The organism is Gemmatimonadota bacterium (assembly GCA_016209965.1).
GTDB lineage: Bacteria > Gemmatimonadota > Gemmatimonadetes > Longimicrobiales > RSA9 > JACQVE01.
This window is the reverse complement of record JACQVE010000335.1, coordinates 1-16,953: the sequence shown is the minus strand read 5'-3', so window position 1 is coordinate 16,953 and position 16,953 is coordinate 1. Positions and strand designations below refer to the sequence as shown.

At 70.4% G+C, this 16,953-nt stretch carries 16 protein-coding genes; 6 read left to right on the top strand and 10 right to left on the bottom strand.

The window, feature by feature from the left end; genetic code table 11:
* The 4 genes from HY703_13430 to HY703_13415 form a co-directional block, all read left to right on the top strand.
* A partial coding sequence (locus HY703_13430) for a hypothetical protein (protein MBI4546194.1) occupies positions 1-414 on the top strand: 414 nt, incomplete at its 5' end.
* A gap of 150 nt (positions 415-564) precedes the next feature.
* Positions 565-1,848 (top strand): TolC family protein, encoded by a 1,284-nt coding sequence (locus tag HY703_13425; GenBank protein ID MBI4546193.1) that lies wholly within the window; start codon positions 565-567, stop codon positions 1,846-1,848.
* Positions 1,849-1,985: 137 nt separating this feature from the next.
* Complete coding sequence (locus tag HY703_13420) at positions 1,986-3,542, top strand: efflux RND transporter periplasmic adaptor subunit (protein ID MBI4546192.1); 1,557 nt, start codon at positions 1,986-1,988, stop codon at positions 3,540-3,542.
* A gap of 2 nt (positions 3,543-3,544) precedes the next feature.
* Positions 3,545-4,759 (top strand): ABC transporter permease, encoded by a 1,215-nt coding sequence (locus tag HY703_13415; GenBank protein ID MBI4546191.1) that lies wholly within the window; start codon positions 3,545-3,547, stop codon positions 4,757-4,759.
* Positions 4,760-4,765: 6 nt separating this feature from the next.
* Here HY703_13415 and HY703_13410 read toward each other — a convergent pair whose 3' ends face one another.
* The 4 genes from HY703_13410 to HY703_13395 are packed head-to-tail and all read right to left on the bottom strand — an operon-like array spanning position 4,766 to position 9,274.
* On the bottom strand, positions 4,766-6,442 hold the full coding sequence (locus tag HY703_13410) for a 4Fe-4S dicluster domain-containing protein (protein MBI4546190.1): 1,677 nt from the start codon (positions 6,440-6,442) through the stop codon (positions 4,766-4,768).
* Positions 6,443-6,472: 30 nt separating this feature from the next.
* Positions 6,473-7,810 carry a molybdopterin molybdotransferase MoeA gene (locus HY703_13405; GenBank protein ID MBI4546189.1) on the bottom strand — a complete coding sequence of 446 codons (1,338 nt, stop codon included), beginning with the start codon at positions 7,808-7,810 and terminating at the stop codon, positions 6,473-6,475.
* Positions 7,803-8,546 carry a molybdenum cofactor guanylyltransferase gene (locus HY703_13400; GenBank protein ID MBI4546188.1) on the bottom strand — a complete coding sequence of 248 codons (744 nt, stop codon included), beginning with the start codon at positions 8,544-8,546 and terminating at the stop codon, positions 7,803-7,805. Before HY703_13400 ends, HY703_13405 begins: the two co-directional genes overlap by 8 nt.
* Positions 8,543-9,274: a formate dehydrogenase accessory sulfurtransferase FdhD gene (locus tag HY703_13395; protein ID MBI4546187.1), complete on the bottom strand. Its 732-nt coding sequence runs from the start codon at positions 9,272-9,274 to the stop codon at positions 8,543-8,545. The genes HY703_13400 and HY703_13395 overlap by 4 nt, the downstream gene beginning before the upstream one ends.
* 141 nt (positions 9,275-9,415) lie before the next feature.
* On the opposite strand from HY703_13395, the gene HY703_13390 reads away from it, so the two are divergent.
* Positions 9,416-9,682 carry a BON domain-containing protein gene (locus tag HY703_13390; GenBank protein ID MBI4546186.1) on the top strand — a complete coding sequence of 89 codons (267 nt, stop codon included), beginning with the start codon at positions 9,416-9,418 and terminating at the stop codon, positions 9,680-9,682.
* 57 nt (positions 9,683-9,739) lie between these two features.
* Here the strand turns inward: HY703_13390 and HY703_13385 are convergent, their stop codons facing one another.
* The 5 genes from HY703_13385 to HY703_13365 all read right to left on the bottom strand — a co-directional run bounded on the left by HY703_13385 (position 9,740) and on the right by HY703_13365 (position 13,707).
* Positions 9,740-10,864 carry an ABC transporter ATP-binding protein gene (locus tag HY703_13385; GenBank protein ID MBI4546185.1) on the bottom strand — a complete coding sequence of 375 codons (1,125 nt, stop codon included), beginning with the start codon at positions 10,862-10,864 and terminating at the stop codon, positions 9,740-9,742.
* Positions 10,855-11,589 (bottom strand): ABC transporter permease, encoded by a 735-nt coding sequence (locus HY703_13380; GenBank protein MBI4546184.1) that lies wholly within the window; start codon positions 11,587-11,589, stop codon positions 10,855-10,857. The genes HY703_13385 and HY703_13380 overlap by 10 nt, the downstream gene beginning before the upstream one ends.
* A 13-nt stretch (positions 11,590-11,602) precedes the next feature.
* Positions 11,603-12,454, bottom strand: a complete 852-nt coding sequence (locus HY703_13375; GenBank protein MBI4546183.1) for a substrate-binding domain-containing protein — start codon at positions 12,452-12,454, stop codon at positions 11,603-11,605.
* 66 nt (positions 12,455-12,520) lie between these two features.
* Positions 12,521-12,997: a BON domain-containing protein gene (locus HY703_13370; protein MBI4546182.1), complete on the bottom strand. Its 477-nt coding sequence runs from the start codon at positions 12,995-12,997 to the stop codon at positions 12,521-12,523.
* A gap of 20 nt (positions 12,998-13,017) precedes the next feature.
* On the bottom strand, positions 13,018-13,707 hold the full coding sequence (locus HY703_13365) for a hypothetical protein (protein ID MBI4546181.1): 690 nt from the start codon (positions 13,705-13,707) through the stop codon (positions 13,018-13,020).
* A gap of 397 nt (positions 13,708-14,104) precedes the next feature.
* Here HY703_13365 and HY703_13360 point away from each other — a divergent pair, with 397 nt between their 5' ends.
* The gene (locus tag HY703_13360; protein MBI4546180.1) at positions 14,105-16,285 is read left to right on the top strand and encodes an IPT/TIG domain-containing protein; all 2,181 of its coding nucleotides are present in this window, start codon (positions 14,105-14,107) and stop codon (positions 16,283-16,285) included.
* Between the two features lie 4 nt (positions 16,286-16,289).
* Here HY703_13360 and HY703_13355 read toward each other — a convergent pair whose 3' ends face one another.
* Positions 16,290-16,934: an alkaline phosphatase gene (locus tag HY703_13355; GenBank protein ID MBI4546179.1), complete on the bottom strand. Its 645-nt coding sequence runs from the start codon at positions 16,932-16,934 to the stop codon at positions 16,290-16,292.
* Positions 16,935-16,953: the final 19 nt, after the last annotated feature.

Sequence of the window (16,953 nt, the reverse complement as noted above, 5' to 3'; positions counted from 1 at the left end):
GCCCAGAGCTGGGAGGGCCGGCCCGCCGTCAACGCCCGGATCCTCGGGATGGGTGGGCACCTGCACGATTACGGCGTGGCGCTGCGGCTGGAGGACGTGACCGAGAAACGGGTCATCTGGGAGTCCACGCCCATCCTGGACAAGCAGGGGCAGGTCATCGGGATGCCCACCCGGCGCTTCTTCTGGCGCCTTGGAATCCCCATATATGCTGATCACGTGTACCGCCTCACGGCCATCTACGAGAACCCGACCGGCAGGACCATCGAGAAGGGCGCGATGGGCGCGCTGGGCGGGATCGTCATGGTGCCGCGCGCAGAGTCATGGCCCGCCGCCGACGCGAAACACGCGGAATACGCACTGGACCTGGCGCTGCTGACCAGCGGCTCCCGCCAGCACGGCCACGCCCATCATTAAGAACCCTAACACTTTCGCGCTCTCCGGCGTCTAATTCAAAGGGCGCCGTGCGGGGACCAATACCCTGTCCCGCGGTGTACTCGGCCGACACCCGGAATCGAAGGTGAAATGGGAATCTGGAGCAGCCCGCGCGCTTGGGGCTGGCGGGCCGTGGCAGGGGTTGCCGCTTGCCTCTGCGTGGTGGCGGCGCGGCCGGCAGCCGCGCAGGCGCCGGTCGACTCTGTGACCCTCGAGCAGGCCCTCGAGCGCGTGCTCAGAAACAGCCCGTCCATGGCGCAGAGCGCGGGGGCGGTGAAGGTGGCGGAGTGGGGGGAGCGTACGGCGTGGGGCGGGTTCCTGCCCACACTGTCGCTGACCTCGGCGGCCAGTCTGGCCAGTACGCAGCGGTTCAATCCGCAGACCAACACGCTGGCCGAGGGCTCGGCGGACAGCTACAACGCCGGGGTTTCGGCTTCGCTCGACGTATTCACCTGGGGTCGGCGCACGGCCGAGCTGCGGCGCTCGAGAGCGGAGACCGCTTCGGCAGAGGCGGCGCTGGTCGAGCAGCGTTTCGCCGTGATTCTCTCGACCAAGCGGGCGTTCTACAACGTGCTGCGCGCGGACGAGCTGATCCGCGTGGCCGCGGCGCGGCTGGCGCGCGCGGAGCAGGGGCTTGCCGCCGCGGAGCGGCGCGCCAGCGTTGGCTCTGCCACGCGTTCCGATGTGCTGCGAGCGCGGCTCGAGCTGACGGATGCGCGACAGCAGACGCTGCAGGCGGAGAACGGGAAGACAACGGCGGCGTTCGCGCTGGGCCGGCTGGTCGGCGCGGACGGGGCTGTGGCCGCGCGCGCCACGGAGCTGAGGGAGCCCCAACCATTGGCGTTGTCCGAGGCGGAGCTCGAGGCCATGGTGCTCGCCCAGGCGCCGCTGGTCGCCGCGGGTGAGGCGGCGTCGCGCGCGGCGGAGGCGGCCGCTCGCGTCAGCCGCGCGCAGTACTTCCCCTCGCTGCGACTGAGCAGTGGCTACGACTGGTTCAACCAGGAGGCTTCGCTGAGCGGCGGCCGCACCAGTTGGAACCTGCGGCTGGGCTTCTCTTACCCCCTCTTCAACGGGTTCCAGCGCGAGCAGGTCGTGCAACGGGCGGAGGTGGAGGCCGACGTCGCGCGCGCGCGGCTCGAGGACTCGCGGCGCGCGGCCGTGGCGGAGCTGCGCCGGCTGATGGCTGGCCTGCGGCTGGCCGCGCAGCAGCTCGAGCTGAGCGGGGAGGCGGTGCAGGTGGCGGAGGAGGATCTGCGCGTGCAGGAGGAGCGCTACCGGCTGGGCGCTTCCACGATCCTGGAGCGGCTCACCTCCCAGGCCAATCTGCTGCAGGCAGAGCTGAACCTGGTGGCCGCGCGCTACGACTACCAGCTCGCCCGCGCCGAGATCGAGGCGCTCGCCGGGCGCGAGCTGTGACAGCGGTGCCAGCAGCAGCACAGCGGAGCGAGCGGCAGTGCCGACCCTTGATACGGAGGGCGGCAACACATGAAAAATCAGAAAGGTACATAGTGACAGGAATCCGTGCAGGCTGGCCTGGCGCCGCCGTGCTCTTCCTGGTCGCCGGGCTCGCCGCCTGCGGGGCGGCTGCCGCGCCTGCCGAGGAGGGGACTGCAGCGGACATCGCCGCCGTCGAGCGACGCGATATGGACATCCGCGTCGAGGCAGCGGGCACGGTCGAGCCGATCCGGGTGGTCGAAGTGAAGTCAAAAGCGTCGGGCGAGATCCTGCGTCTCACCTTCGAGACCGGCCACGAGGTGCAGCAAGGCGCGTTGCTGGCCGAAATCGATCCCCGCGACGTGCGCAACGCTCTGGCGCAGGCGGAGGCGGACCTGGCCGTGGCCCGCGAGCGGCTCGCTATTGCCGAGGCGCAGCGCCGGCGGTCTGCCGACTTGCGCGAGTCCAGCGTCATCACCGCGCAGGAGTTCGAGGCCGCGGCGCTGGATGAGGCCAACGCGCAGGCCCAACTGGTGAAGGCCAGGACGAACCTCGAGCTGGCGCGCGAGCGTATGGGCGACGTCACCATCCGTGCGCCGCTGGCCGGCACGGTGATCGAGAAGAATGTCGAGGTCGGCCAGATCATTGCTTCGGCGAGCCAGAACATTTCGGGCGGCACCACATTGCTGCGCATGGCGGACCTGTCCGCCATGCAGGTGCGGGCGCTGGTGGATGAAACGGACATTGGCCGGGTCGCGCCCGGTCAGACGGCGCAGGTCACGGTCGAGGCGTACCAGGACCGGCGCTTCACGGGCGCAGTGCTGAAGATCGAGCCGCAGGCGGTGGTGGAACAGAATGTCACCATGTTCCCGGTCCTGGTGCGCCTCGAGAATCAGGAGCGGCTGCTCAAGCCGGGGATGAACGCGGAGATCCAGGTCGAGATCGCGCGACGGGAAGGCGTGATGGTCGTGCCCAATGCCGCCGTGGTGAGTCCCCGCGACCTCATGCCGGCGGCGGCCGCGCTGGGGCTGAGCGAAGAGGCGGTCCGCGCCGCACTGGGGCGGGGGCGCCCCGATGCCGCGGCCGTAGCCGGCGCTGGGGCTGGGCAGTCCGGCGCCCAGCCAGGTGGTGCGGCCGCGTCCGCGGCGGGTGCCGACGCCGGCCGGAGCGGTGCGGCGCCGCCCAGCACGGAGTGCAGCCGGCTCAGAGATCGGCTGCGCGGCGGCGGCTTCGCCCAACTGTCGGAGCAGGAGCGGGCGCTGCTGCAGAAGTGCCGCTCCCAATTCGGCGGCGGCGGCGCCGCGGGCACCCTCGGAGGCGGCCCTGGTCGTGCCAGTGGAGTTGGCGGTAGTGGCTCTGGCAGTGGGGCGTTCGGGGGCGGCAGCTTCGGCGGCGGCTCCCGCCCGAATGGCGACGCGCGGCCCGGCATCGTGTTCGTCTCGACCGCCAAGGGGCCCGAGCCGCGTACGGTCCTGCTTGGGGTCAACGACTGGGAGTACAGCGAAGTGATCCGCGGCCTCGAGCCCGGCGAGAAAGTTGTGCTGGTCTCCGTCGCTCGCCTGCAGCAGCAGCAGCAGGAGTTCGAGAACCGCATCCGCCAGCGCTCGGCCGGCATGTTCCAGGGGGGTGGCCAGAGTGGCCGTCCTGCCAACGGCGCGGCGGTGCAGAGGCGCTGAGAATGCTCTGGGGCGAGATCCTGCGCGTCGCGCTGGGCGCCATCTATGCCAACAAGATGCGCTCCTTCCTCACCATGCTGGGCATCATCATCGGCATTGCCGCGGTCATCACGATGGTCGCCCTCGGGGAGGGAGCGCAGCGGTCCGTGCAGGAGCGGCTGTCTCGACTGGGTACCAACGTGCTCACGGTCCGCCCCGGCCAGGAGTTCTTCGGCGGGATCGACCGCGGCAGTGGGACGCGCCTCACGGCCCGGGATGCGGAAGCCCTGTTACGAGCGCCACGCGCCATCCGCGCGGTCGCGCCCGAGATGCAGCGCAGGCTGCAGGTCAGCCGTGGCAACAGCAATGCCAACTCGCAGGTCACGGGCACCTGGCCGAGTTACTTCGGCATCAACAACCGGGCGATTGCCGCGGGCCGCCTCTTCACGGCTGGCGAGGAGCGTGGCCGCCAGCGCGTCGCGGTGCTGGGCGCGCTGGCCGGTGAACGGCTGGGCGTCCTGCCCACGGCCGCGCTGATCGGGCAGGACATCCAGATCCGCGGCATCCCCTTCGAGGTGATTGGCGTGCTCGCGGAGCAGGGGGAGCAGGGGTTCAGCAACCCCGACGAGGCCCTCTACATCCCGCTCGCCACCGCCCAGTTCCGCGTCTTTGGCAACGAGCGCGTGGGCGCGATCCATGTCCAGGCCAGGAGCGCCCAGAGTATGGATGCCGCCATGGCCGAGATCGATCGCGTGCTGCGGCGCGAGCACCGCATCCGTCCCGGCGAGCAGAGCGACTTCAGCGTGCGCAACCAGGCAACGCTGCTCAGCACCTTCCAGGAGACGACCCGCACCTTCTCCTTCCTGCTGGCCGGGATCGCGCTGGTCTCGCTGCTGGTGGGCGGGATCGGCATCATGAACATCATGCTCGTCTCGGTCACCGAGCGGACTCGTGAGATCGGCGTGCGCAAGGCCCTGGGCGCCCGGCGTCGCGACATCCTGCTCCAGTTCCTCATCGAGGCGCTCGTGCTCTGCCTGGCCGGCGGGATCCTGGGCGTAACCGTAGGGAGCGGAGCGGCGCTCGCCCTGCAGCGGCTGGCCGGCTGGAACACGGCGGTGGCGCCCGATGCCGTGGTGCTGGCCTTCCTCTTCGCCGCGGCCGTAGGGATCTTCTTCGGCCTCTGGCCGGCGCGCCGCGCGGCGCGCCTCGATCCCATCGTTTCGCTGCGCTACGAGTAGCGCACCTCACATCCGCCGGTAGCGCGGACCGCTACCCCCCTCGCGCGGCGTCCAGCGCGGCCCCAGCACATCCGTCGCCTTGCAGTCAATGCAGTTGGGCGGATTCACGACCAGGCGGTCGCCCTCCCGCTCGTAGACGCCAGCCGGGCAGACATGGGCGTAGAACTCGGCCAGCCCTGGTGGCACATCCTGCCCGACCAGGAGGTGTGAGGGGATGTCGTCCCGCGTCGCGTTCCCGGAGCGGAAGACCGCATCGACCTTGCGGAAGCTCAGCCTGCCGGCGGGCGGGAACGCGGGCGCCGTGGTGGGCCATCGCGAGACCGCCGCATCCGTGACCATCTCGATGCGGCGGCCGGGGAACGCGCCACGCGTCAGGGTCATGAGCGCCGCCTTCACGCCGCCGCGAACCAGGCCATCCCTGAAGGCCAGCCGCATGTTCCGCCGCTGGTAGAGGTCGCGCAGGATGAAGCTCTGGCCGAGCGCGCGGTCGTAGTCGGCCAGGGACGCGGCCGAGGTATCGCGCCGCTTCAGCGCCTGGAAGATGGCGCGGGCTGCCAGGATTCCCGAGTGCACGGCGTAGTGGATGCCCTTGAGCGAGGCGACGTCCACGAAACCGGCGGCATCGCCGACCAGCACTACGCCGTCGCCGGCGCGACGATCCGGCAGCGAGTAGTAGCCGCCTTCCGGAATGGTCTTGGCGCCCCACTCGACCATTTCTCCGCCCTCGAGATAACGCCGGAAGAGGGGGTGCGTTTTCATGCGCTGGAGCAACTCGTGCACGTCCAGGGAGAGGTCTCGGTAATCGAGGCCCACCACCAGCCCCAGCGCCAGCGCGTTCGCTTCGAGCGGGTAGAGGAAGCTTCCGCCAAAGGCGTCCGCGGGGACGGGCCAGCCCAGGCTGTGGATCACGCGGTCCAGCGGTTTCCGGGTTTCCCAGATCTCTTTGACGCCGAGCGCAAAGATTTGCGGATTCGCGGAGCGGATGCCCTGCCAGCGCAGGTACGCCTGGGAGAGCGAGCCGCGTGTGCCCTCGGCCAGCACCGTCACCCGGGCACGCACGTCCGTCGCCGGCATGTAGCCGCTTGCGGGTTGTCCCGCCCGATCCAGCCCTGAGGGCGTAGTGCGCACACCGACCACGCGCTGCTCTTCGACCAGCAGCGAGGCGGCGGGGAAGCCAGTGAATATGTTCACCCCCAGCGCCTCCGCCCGCTCGCCCAGCCAGCGCACGATTTCACAGATGGAGGCGACATAGAAGCCGTGATTGCGCATGGTGGGCGGAATCGGCAGGCGGAAGGCTTTCCCGGCTGTCAGGAAGTACACCCGCTCGCCTGCCACCGGAGCGCGGAAGGGGAGATCCCGGTCCTCGAGCTGCGGGAAAAGTGCGCGTAGCGCGCTCGGGTTCACAACCGCGCCGGAAAGGCAGTGTTCGCCCAGGCTGCCGGACTTCTCGAGGACCGCAATGCTGAGCTCCCCCAGCGCGCCGCCCGCGTCTGCGTCCTGGCGCGCCAGCCGTGCCAGCTCGATGGCGCCCGCCAGGCCGGCCGGGCCCGCACCCACGAAGACCACATCCATCTCCAAGCTCTCGCCGCCCGGCGGCTGCGATCGGATGAGATCCTGGACCGGCAGCTCCGGTTGGTAGTGAGCGGGCGTGATCCCGCCTGCTGCATCGTTGCTGCCGGTCATGATGCTTCTGCTCGAGTGTCGCGAGGCATGCTATTCCGAGGGGGCGGGCGGGCTGAAGGTGGCCGCCGCCGTGGGGAGGCCCGGCTGCGCCTGCGCGTCATCGGAGGGGGCAAGCGGCATGGCCACGAGCGCAGCGCCCGCCTCCACGACCTCGACATCCTCCGGCAGCACGAGCAGCGCGTCCGCCTGCGCCATCGAGCTCAGCATGCCGGACCCCTGCGGGCCGGTCAGCCGTGCGCGCCAGCCGCCCGCTTCGTCCTGCTCGAGCGTCGCCCGCAGGAAGCGCGTGAGCCCTGGCCGGGATGTGATGCGCTCTGCTGCCCGGACCGCCAGGGTTCGGTTGTGCACCGCGCGCCGGCCGAGCATACGCCGCAGCGCGGGCCGAACCAGGACCTCGAAGGTGACCAGCGCAGAGACCGGGTTGCCGGGCAGGCCGAATACAGCCAGCCGGCCGAGCCGGCCGAAGGAGAAGGGGCTGCCCGGCCGGATGCGGACGCGCCAGAAGTCCAGCTCGAGTCCCAGCCCGAGGAGCACTTCCTTGACCAGGTCGTGCTCGCCCACACTCGCGCCGGCAGTCGTGACCAGCACGTCCGCATCCAGTCCGCCCTCGAGATGCGCCCGCAGGCTCGCTTCATCGTCCCGCGCCGTGCCCAGCAGCAGAGGCTGGCAGCCCGTGGCCAGCACGGCGGCGGCGAGCGCGTAGGAGTTCGAGTTCACGATTTTGCGGCCGGCCAGCACCTCGTGGAACTCGTCCAGCTCAGCCAGCTCGTTCCCGTTGGACAGGATGGCGACCCGGGGTTTCCGGTGGACCCGGATCATTGCCCGGCCCAGGCTGGCCAGCACGCCCAGCTCGGCAGGACGGAGCAGTCGCCCGGGCTCGAGCACTGCCGCCCCGGCGCGCAGATCTTCGCCCCGGCGGCGGACGTTGCGCCCGGCATCCGAATCGGAGAAGACGGCCACCTTCCCGGCCGCCTGCCCGCCGTCCCAGGCGTCCGTGTGCTCGAGGCGCACGACGCAGTCCGCACCAGCCGGCAGGGGCGCGCCGGTCATGATCTTGATGGCCTGCCCCGGCCCTACGCTGCGGGTAGCAAACCCGCCGGCGGGCACTTCCTCCAGCAGCTCGAGCTCGACCGGCTGCTCCCGGCTCGCGCCGCGTACATCCGCAGCCCGCACGGCAAAGCCGTCCATGGCGCTGTTGTCCCATGGCGGCTGGTCAATGGGGGAGTGGATCTCCTCGGCCAGTACGCGGCCCGAGGCCTCCAGCAGCGACACCCGCTCGAGCGGCAGCGGCTTAACGGCGAGCAGGATATGCTCCTGTGCGGCTGCCAGGGACAACCAGTCGGCCGGCGGCGGGCGGCGCTCAGCCACCGCTGCTGACCCCTGCCGGCGGCTGCCGCCTGCTCGCCGCGATGCGCTCCGCACGTTCGCGCTCTTCCGGCGTGTTCACGTTCAGGAAAAGTACCCCGGGGTCGCCGAACTGCTGCACTTCAGCAAGAGGCAAGGTGGCTACGCGTACGTCTTTGTAGAACCCGACGATATGGCGCTCGCCCCGGTCTATCTCCGCCTCGATCGCCGGGATGCAGCTCACGGCGTAGTACGCGCAGAGCGGCTCGAGGCCGCGCCGGCTGCCGCTTTCCGGCGCGGCCAGGTCCGGCAGCGCTGGCGCGTCCCCACGCCCCGTCCCCGCGGCTGAGGGCGGGACGGGGGCCGCAGGCAAGCCGGGGGGCGCAGCCGCCCGGGCGAGCGGGGCCGCGCCGCCCAGCTCGAGCAGCCGCGCCAGCAGGGCAGACTCCAGGAACGGCATGTCGCAGGCCACGGCCAGCACTCCTGGCCGCCGCTCCTCCCGCGCCCAGCGGAGGGCGCTGTAGATCCCGCCCAGCGCACCCAGCGCGGGCCGCGTGTCCGGCCGCATGGGTAAACCCAGCGCGGCATAGACCTGGGGCTCATTGGCAATGAGCACCACATCGGGTGTCACGCCGCGCAGCGCCCTTTGCACGCGGTCGATGATGCGATCGTCGCCCAGCCGCGCCAGCGCCTTGGGACTGCCGTAACGCCGGTTGAGGCCGCCGGCCAGGATCGCGCCGAAAGCGGGCCGCTGCGTCATGGTCCCTCGAGTTTCGACGGCACGGCCAACCGGGGCAGATGCACCTGAGCATCCTTCCCCGCCGCCCGCGAGACAACAGGCAGGCCGGCCACGCCCGCGATGCGCAGGGCGAGCGTGGTGGGCACCGACCGGCTGGCGATCCAGGCCAGGCCGGCCCGCCCTCCCTTCAGCGCTATGGCGGCGCTGACCCGCGCCGTCAGCACCAGACCCAGCCGCTCCAGCCTTTCCCCCGCCAGCAGCGCCGCGCCGATCGCTTTGTCCACGGCGTTGTGCCGGCCTACATCCTCCACCTGGAAGAGCAGCCGCACGCCATCACTCAGGGCCGCGGAATGCATGCCGCCTGCCTCGCGGTAGCGCTCCGCTCGCGCAAACAGGGCGCGAAACAGGCCGGTAAAGGCCTCGGGCGGCGGCGCCACGGCCGCCGCCCCGGGCCGCTGGATCAGGCCGGGCGCGCAAGCGACGTAGTGCAGCAGGCCGCAACCGTGCTCCTTGCGGTGTCGGCGCTCGGCCAGGGCCCGCTCTACGCATGCCGGGTCCAGGCGCACCCGCGCGCCGAAACCGGCGCCGGCATTGCCTACCACTTCGAGCGCCTGAATCTCGTCCCGGCCGCAGAGGAAGCCGTCGGCCAGCAGCCGGCCGGCAGCCAGCGCTTCCAGCCGGTCCGGTGTGCACGTCCAGGTGCGGACGCGCGCGCCGTTCACCTCGATCCAGAATGGGACTTCTTCCACAGCATGCACTGCTAGTCGGCCACGCAGAAGGTGCTGTCACCCCAACCTGAGCGTCACAACTGTTGTGACGAGCTCCGAATTCTCGAGGGGATAATACGTGCACTGCGGGGGGCGTAGAAAGCGGGCCGCCCGCCCAGCGAGCTGGCACTGACCGATGCCGAGATCTGTGACGCGGTCTGCGAGAACCTATTCCAGGACACCTGGATCGATCCGGAACGGATCCGCGTCGATGTTGATGAGGGCGTCGTCACGCTCACCGGGGACGTCCGGGATTTCATGGAGGCGCGCTACGCTTGGGATCACGCCTGGGAGAGCCCCGGAGTCGGCGGCGTGATCAACAACCTGACGGTGCGCACGGACGTGCCCGCCGAGGACATGGACCTGCCCCAAACGTCGGGCGGCCACTAAGTGGTCGAATCCGCAAATACGGCCGCATTCGCGTGGCCGTACTTACGAACTCGACCACTAAGCCCCTGAAGCCCGGCGGCCTGCGGCTGGGAAGGCGCGCAGCGCCGTGGCCTTGAGCTGAACGCTGACCGCGACGCCCGGCGCCAGCCCGAGGCTCTCGGCGCTGCGGCGCGTGAGCAGCGCGGCGAGGCGCAGCTCGCCCTCCAGCCGCGCGCGAACCAGTGCGCCGGCGGGAGCGGTGGCCGCGACCTGCAGCGTGAACCGGTTCCGGGCGCTGGTTTCCGGCACGGGCTCCGTGCGCGCCAGCAGCACATCCTCGGGTCGGTAGGCGACATGGACGGGCGAGCCGGCGGCCAACAACTCTGACTCGCCCGCTGCCGCCGTGGCCAGCAGCCGAGCGCCGCCCACCTGGACGGTGACCAGGCCCTCTTCACGCTCCCTTACCACGCCGTCCAGGAGCAGCTCTGCGCCTGTGAAGGCGGCGACAAAGGGGGTGGCCGGGTTCAGCACGAGCTCCTCTGGTGAGCCCACCTGCACGATGCGGCCGCCATCCATGACTGCAATGCGATCCGCCAGTGCAAAGGCATCCGTCGGGTCGTGCGTGATCAGCAGAGCGGCCCCTGCGTGTGCGCGGGTGAGCCGCTCGAGATCTTCACGGAACCGGCGGCGCGTGGTCACGTCCAGGTTGGCTGTCGGCTCGTCCAGCATCAGGATCTCCGGCTCGAGCACCAGCGCTCGTGCCAGCGCCACCCGCTGCGCCTCGCCGCCCGAGAGCGACTGCACCGGACTCGCCGCCAGTGCAGAAAGCCCCAGCCACTCCAGCGCCCGGGCTGTTCGCTGACGCCGCTGCGTGCGCGGCAGGCCGCGGCCGCCCAAGCCGAATTCCACGTTGGAAGCCACGGTGCCGGCAAAGAGGTGGGGCCGCTGGAACACGCCGGCCATACGCCGCAGGGCCTGCGCATCGCCCGGCCGCACCTCCCGGCCGGCGAACAAGATTACGCCCGCATCGGCTCGTTCGAGCAGGAGTAGCAGGCGGAAGAGCGTCGACTTGCCGGCGCCGTTCGGTCCCAGGATCGCCAGCACCTCGCCCGCCGCGAGGTCGAGCTCCGTCACCTGCACGACCAGCCGTCCACTGTAGCGCCGCTCGAGCCCGCGCGCGGCCAGGAGCGAGGTCACGCCCATGGGCGCTCCACCGCCGCGGGCGGGCGTACGCTGGACCATTGCCCCTGCTGGAACCGGGTGAGGATCAGGTTCACCGCGAACGCGAGCGTGAGCAGGATCAATCCGAGGGCCAGCGCGGTGCCGAAATTACCGCGCCGCGTCTCGAGCATGATGGCGGTGGTCATGACTCGCGTCTCGCCCATGATGTTGCCGCCCACCATCATCACCGCGCCGACCTCGGAGATCACTGCGCCGAAGCCGGCGACAATGGCGGCGCCCAGCCCCAGCCGCGCCTCGCGCAGGTGGGCCCAGAGAGCGCGGCCGGGGCCGGCGCCCAGGGCGCGCGCCTGCAGCCGCACGTCCGGCGGCACCGCCTGCACCGCCGCCAGCGTGATTCCGGCCACGTAGGGCGCGGCCAGTAGCGCCTGCGCCAGGATCATGGCGGCCGGTGTGAAGAGCAGCTCGAGCTGTCCGGCCGGACCCTGCCGCGAGAGCAGCATGTAGACGAAGAGTCCGACGACGACGGGGGGTAGCGCGAATCCCGTGTGGATCAGCGCGACCACCGCCTGCCGGCCGGGGAACCGCCCGAGCCCCACGGCAACTCCTGCCGGCAGCCCGAGCAGCACACCCAGCAGCACGGCCGTGCCCGAGACGCGCAGCGAGAGCAGCAGGATCTCCCACACCTGACGCTCGGCGCCAAGGATCAGGCGTACGGCCTCGCGGCTCGCTTCCAGAAAGAGGTCCATCCCAGCTCGCGGATCAGCGAACCGCAGCAGGCGAGAAGAGGGGCGCGCCGAAACGATCCGCGCCGAACCGGCCGATCAACTGCTGCGCCACGTCCGACACCAGCCAGGCCGCCAGGGCATCGGCGCCCGCGCCATGGGCTGCCTGCCTGACCCGCGTCACGCCGTACCGGTTCAGCAGGCGAGCGTCATCCCGCACCAGCACGACCAGCTCCAGGCGAGCCTGCACCGTTAGATACGTGGCTGCCTCCGTCAGGATGTACGCGCCACGCTGGTTCGCCAGGTCCAGCGCCTCTGCCATCCCTGCGCCAGCCTCGAGGTACCAGTCGCCGCGCCCGCCGTTCCCTGCGCCCGTCGGGCCAGCAGCGCCGCCCGCCCGCCACAACTCGAGTTCCTTGCGGTTCGTGCCCGAGTCATCCGCCCGGCTCACGAACGGGGCGCCTGCCGCCGCGATCCGCTGCAAGGCGCCGGCGGCGTCCTCGAGCCCCCGGATGCCGGCGGGATCCGAGGCCGGGCCGGCGATCAGGAAACGACTGCGCATCACCTCGCGCCGGTATGCGCCGTGCCCGGCCGCAACGAACAGCGACTCGGCCCGGGGGTCGTGGCTGAACACCACGTCCACATCGCCCCTGCGCGCCAGCGCCAGCGCCTGCCCGGTTCCCACTGTAACCGCCCGAATGCGGTACGCCGGGTAGGCGCGCTCGAATGCTTCGAGCAGCACCGGCAGCAGCCCTGAATCCTCCACCGTCGTGGTGGCGGCCAGCACCACCGGTGACCGGTCCCTGGACGCACCACCACTGCAGGCTGCCGCCCAACCGGCCACCAGCACGGCCAGCCCGCCGTGCCAACGCCCCGGCCAGCCCCCCATGTATCGATAGGCTTAGATGAGAATGACGAGAGAAGCACCCGCGCGCCCGAGCCGGCGCGCTGGCCCTCAATGGTCTTCTTCCGACCAGCTTCCTTGCTGCATCGGCTGATCCGGGGGGTTGTACGCCTCCCCGGCCTCGATCGCCTGGCGCAGGTCGCGCGCGCCGTACATCTCCGCACTCAGGTTCTCCAGCAGATGCTCCGCCGTGTCCTGAGTGCGATCCGCCGGCTCCCCCGTTTGCGCTTCAATTTCCACGTCCTCCGCCACCGCCTCGCCGTATTCGCCCCGCACCAGCTCGTCGACCACCAGCTCGTTCGAGTACGAGCCAATGCCCAATACGTCCGTCAGCACATGCTCGATCTGCTGCAGCTCCTGCTCCGTGCCGACCCGGCCCGTCAACCGGATAAACCCACCCTGCACCTCGAGGGAAACCCGGTCCGGGTCAAGATCGGGATATTCCTCCAGCTCCTGGCGGATCAGCGCCGCAATTTCGCCGTCGCCCAGATCGCCAAGGTCGTACAGGTCCTCGAAGTCCTGCCGCATCCTGTGCCTCCTCCCGCCCCTCAGAACCGGTAGCTGAGACCCGCCGTCAGCACGAAATTCTGCACCCACTCCTGCTGCGGCACTCTGCCAGTGGCCGTGACAAAGCCCGCCGGCGCCTCCAGCTCCCAGAACATGTCCCGCAAGTCCACGTGGACCGCCAACCGCCGCGTCGCAAACAGCTCCAACCCCACACCCACCTGACCGGCGAAAGTCGTGCCGAATCGGAACCGCGCCTCCGCTGGCACAGCCTGGTCCGCCTGCTCGTCCCGGCCCAGCTCGAACGCCGCACCCGCACTGAACAGGATATAGGGCAGAAGCCCGCGATACGTACGTGGACCCGTCACGTCGAATCGTAAACTCGCGGTCGCTAGCCCCAGCGTAAGATCCGTTTCCCCTACCTGACGCCGCGTCGTGTCCGTCGCCGTCGTGTCCGCCCGCCAGATCGCCCGCACGCTTGGGAAAAAACCCGCGCCAGCCTCCAGCACAAACGGCCCGCTCAACCGGATGCCGTAGCGTACACCTGCCAGCCACCCGGACTCCGGCCCCAGATCCAGCACACCGCGATCCGTCGCCACGTAGCCAACGTACACACTCGCAGCCTGCCCTTCCTCCACAAACCGGTACGACGACCCGATCGCCTGCCCCGCCGCTGGACCCGCTGCCGGACCCAGCAGCATTCCATAAACCAACCACCAGGCACGCCTGCCCATGCGCTCCAGAACCTGCCCCAGAGTGGCCAGAAAACACCCGCCGCCACGCCCTAAAGCTGCGCCGCCACGGCGAAAAACCCCGCCAAGCTAGACCCCGCCGTGCAGGGGCGCAAGCTGCGGTTGACGGGCTCCGCGGCGCGGGCTATGTTTCGAAACCCACCGGAACTAGATCCTTTTCCCTCGAGCCGCCGATGCTGATGCTGCGCACCTCTCGCAGGCTGATGCTGCTGTGTCTCGCGCCCGCGCCGCCGCGCGTCTTGTAGTGACCTTGCCACCTCCTCTCTCGTCCATTCGACAGTCTTTCGCCGCTGCCGCTGCCGGCGCATCTTGTTCGCAGCCTGCGCCGCCGGATGTTCGGTTCCCGCGTCCGTTGCGCGCCCGGCGAGAAAGGAACGGGATGAGCGGAGTGCGGGTGGCGAAAGGTCGCCTGTGGTTGCTGCTTGGTCTGGGCGCGGCATGTGACGGCAATGGCGGGATGGAGCCGCCGGCTACCCGGCATGCCGTTGCCATCCATGGTGGAGACCGGCAGTTCGGGGCGGCGGGGGCCGAGTTGGCGGATCCGCTCCAGGTTCTGGTAAGGGACACGCGCAGCAGCGAGCCGGCCGGGCGGGTTGCGGTACTCTGGCGTGTGGTCGTGGGCCGGGGCGCGAGCGTGAGCCCCGATTCTTCCATGACGGATTCCCTGGGGATCGCCAGCACTCGCCTGCGTCTGGGTCCGGACACGGGCGCGGTCCAGGTCGAGGCGACGGTGCGCACACTGGTCGGGGAGCCGGCCGTGTTTCAACTGCGGGCGGTCTCCACCCCGGCCATCACCTCGATCAGCCCGGCGCGCGCCGCGGCGGGCGACACGGTGCGCATAACGGGTCGTGACTTCAGTGCGACGGCCGGTGACAATACCGTGCTGTTCGGCGGCATGCGGGGGGCCGTGGTCAGTGCCACTTCCACCCAGCTCGTCGTGGCCGTACCCATGTGCGTCCCCGCTCGCACCGTTTCCGTTACCGTGCAGCTCGGGGCCGTGGCGAGTGGCCCGGTGAGCTTCGAGGTGACTAGCAGTGCGGGTCCCACGCTGCAACTGGCCGTGGGACAGGGCCGCACCTTCTCCGACGCAGCCGAGCTGGCCTGCGTCCGCCTGCCCGGCGGGCAGGCGAACCTGTCCTTCCTGGTGGTTACGGGGAATGCCAGCACCTTGTTCGGCACCAGCATGCCCTTCCAACTGCTGGCCCTGGCCGGACAGCCCACAGCCCCGCCGGCGGGTCCCGCGGCGCCGCTCGCCGCCCTCCAGCTGGCCGCCTCAGGCCCGGCCGCACTGGCCTGGGAAGCGCGCATCCGGGAGCGGGAGCGGCGCCTCCGCCCTCAGGATCTGGTCCGGCCCGAGCCGGCGGCGGCCCGGCCGGGCGCAGCCCTCGCCCCGCCGCAGATCGGGGACCGCCGCCAGTTCAGCGTGTTCAACAAGGAAGAAAAATTCGTCGATGTCACGGCGGAAGTGAAGTTCGTGAGCGCGCGGGCCATCCTTTACCAGGACCTGAACGCGCCGGCGGGTGGCTTCCAGTTCGCGGACTTCCAGCGCTTCGGCCAGCTCTTCGATGACCCCATCTACAAGACGGACGTCGCGGTCTATGGCGAGCCGTCGGACATCGACCAGAACGGCCAGGTCATCATCCTGTTCACGCCCGTCGTGAACGAGCTGACGCCGCGCGGCTCGAGCGGCTTCGTGGCCGGCTTCTTCTTCGGCTTCGACTTGAGCACCGGCTCCGGCAGCAACCGCGCCGAGATGTTCTACAGTGTAGTGCCGGACCCCCAGGCCCAGTTCAGCGACGCGCGCACCACGCAGCGCGTGCTCGAGGTCGTCCCCGCCGTGCTCGCCCACGAGCTGCAGCACATGATCCACTTCAACCAGCGCGTGCGACTGCGGAACGCTGCGCAGGAGTCGCTCTGGCTCTCCGAGGCGCTGGCACACTCGGCCGAAGACGTGGTGGGCGACGTCTTCCTCGAACGCGCCGACACCCCCAATGCGGTGAACTTCAAGGTCCCCAACTTCCTGCGCGCCGTCCGCTACCTCGGCGACCCCACCAAGTCCAGCCTGGTCACCGCCCGTTCGCCCGGGACGCTCGAGGAGCGGGGCGCCGTCTGGCTGTTGCTAAAGTACGCGACGGGCCATTTCGGCGGGAATGATCTGCTGCGGCGCCTGACGCAGACCACGCGCTCGAGTACCGACAACGTGAGTGTCGAGACGGGCCGCGCGTGGAACGTGCTGCTGGGAGACTGGGCGATTGCGGTCTGGGCCGACGACGCGCCCGAGCTGCAGGGGGCCGCCCTCGAGGCGCGTTTCACCTTCCCCAATCTCAATGTGCGACGCGTGCTCGGGCAGTTCTCGGGGGGATTCCCGCTGAAGCCGGCCGAGCACGGATTTCAGGACGTGACGGTGACGGACACGCTGCCCGCATCGAGTCCGCAGTACGTGATCCTGCGCGCGACGACGCCGAACCCGAGCCCCCTGAACCTGAATCTGGCCGGGACACGTGGCGCCGCCTTCCCCGCGGACGCCCGGGCGCAGCTCTCGATCCTCCGGTTCCGCTAGGCGCTCAGGGGCTGGCCGAGCCGGCCAGCCCCTGCTTCACCGGCTGCGCCCCGGCCGCCGCCACCTGAGCCGCGCGCGTGAACGCGCCCGGCACGGGGGCGCCGACCCACCAGTCGGGCACGGGGATGCCCAGCAGCCACAACACGGTGGCGGCGGTATCCATGGTGCGGATGCCTGCCGGAAGCTGCTGCCCCTGCAGCACGCCCTGGCCCCAGATGATCCAGGGAATGGTCATATCCCGCGGCTCGCGGCTGCCGTGCTCGCGGTCATGCCCTCCATGGTCGGAGGTCACGATCACGGTGTACTGGCCGGATCCGAAAGCCTGATCCGCGGCCGCCAGGACCTGGGCAACGGCGCCATCCGCCCGCCTCACGGCCCAGCCATAGAGGAAGCTCATCCACCCCAGGGCGTGCCCGGCGTAGTCCGGCTCCGCAATGTGCACGAACAGCAGCCCCGGCCGGCGATGCTTGAGGTAGTCGCTGGCGTCGGCCACCGTGCGGGTCGCCAGCCAGTGCTCCGAGCCGTCCGGCGACTGGGCGTGATCCAGTGAGCCCGGCCGCTCGAGGTGGCGGAACTTGGACTTGCTGAAGAATGCAGCCGTGCCGAACCCCGCTTGCTTGGCCAGCTCGAACACGGTCGGGACCGGCACCACGCCCTGAGTGCTGGTC

Bases quoted from the DNA above. Each gene is read 5' to 3' on its own strand.
- HY703_13415 (MBI4546191.1), top strand. From the start codon at position 3,545: ATGCTCTGGGGCGAGATCCTGCGCGTCGCGCTGGGCGCCATCTATGCC.
- HY703_13410 (MBI4546190.1), bottom strand. From the start codon at position 6,442: ATGACCGGCAGCAACGATGCAGCAGGCGGGATCACGCCCGCTCACTAC.
- HY703_13400 (MBI4546188.1), bottom strand. From the start codon at position 8,546: ATGACGCAGCGGCCCGCTTTCGGCGCGATCCTGGCCGGCGGCCTCAAC.
- HY703_13385 (MBI4546185.1), bottom strand. From the start codon at position 10,864: ATGGGCGTGACCTCGCTCCTGGCCGCGCGCGGGCTCGAGCGGCGCTAC.
- HY703_13380 (MBI4546184.1), bottom strand. From the start codon at position 11,589: ATGGACCTCTTTCTGGAAGCGAGCCGCGAGGCCGTACGCCTGATCCTT.
- HY703_13375 (MBI4546183.1), bottom strand. From the start codon at position 12,454: ATGGGGGGCTGGCCGGGGCGTTGGCACGGCGGGCTGGCCGTGCTGGTG.
- HY703_13370 (MBI4546182.1), bottom strand. From the start codon at position 12,997: ATGCGGCAGGACTTCGAGGACCTGTACGACCTTGGCGATCTGGGCGAC.
- HY703_13365 (MBI4546181.1), bottom strand. From the start codon at position 13,707: ATGGGCAGGCGTGCCTGGTGGTTGGTTTATGGAATGCTGCTGGGTCCG.
- HY703_13360 (MBI4546180.1), top strand. From the start codon at position 14,105: ATGAGCGGAGTGCGGGTGGCGAAAGGTCGCCTGTGGTTGCTGCTTGGT.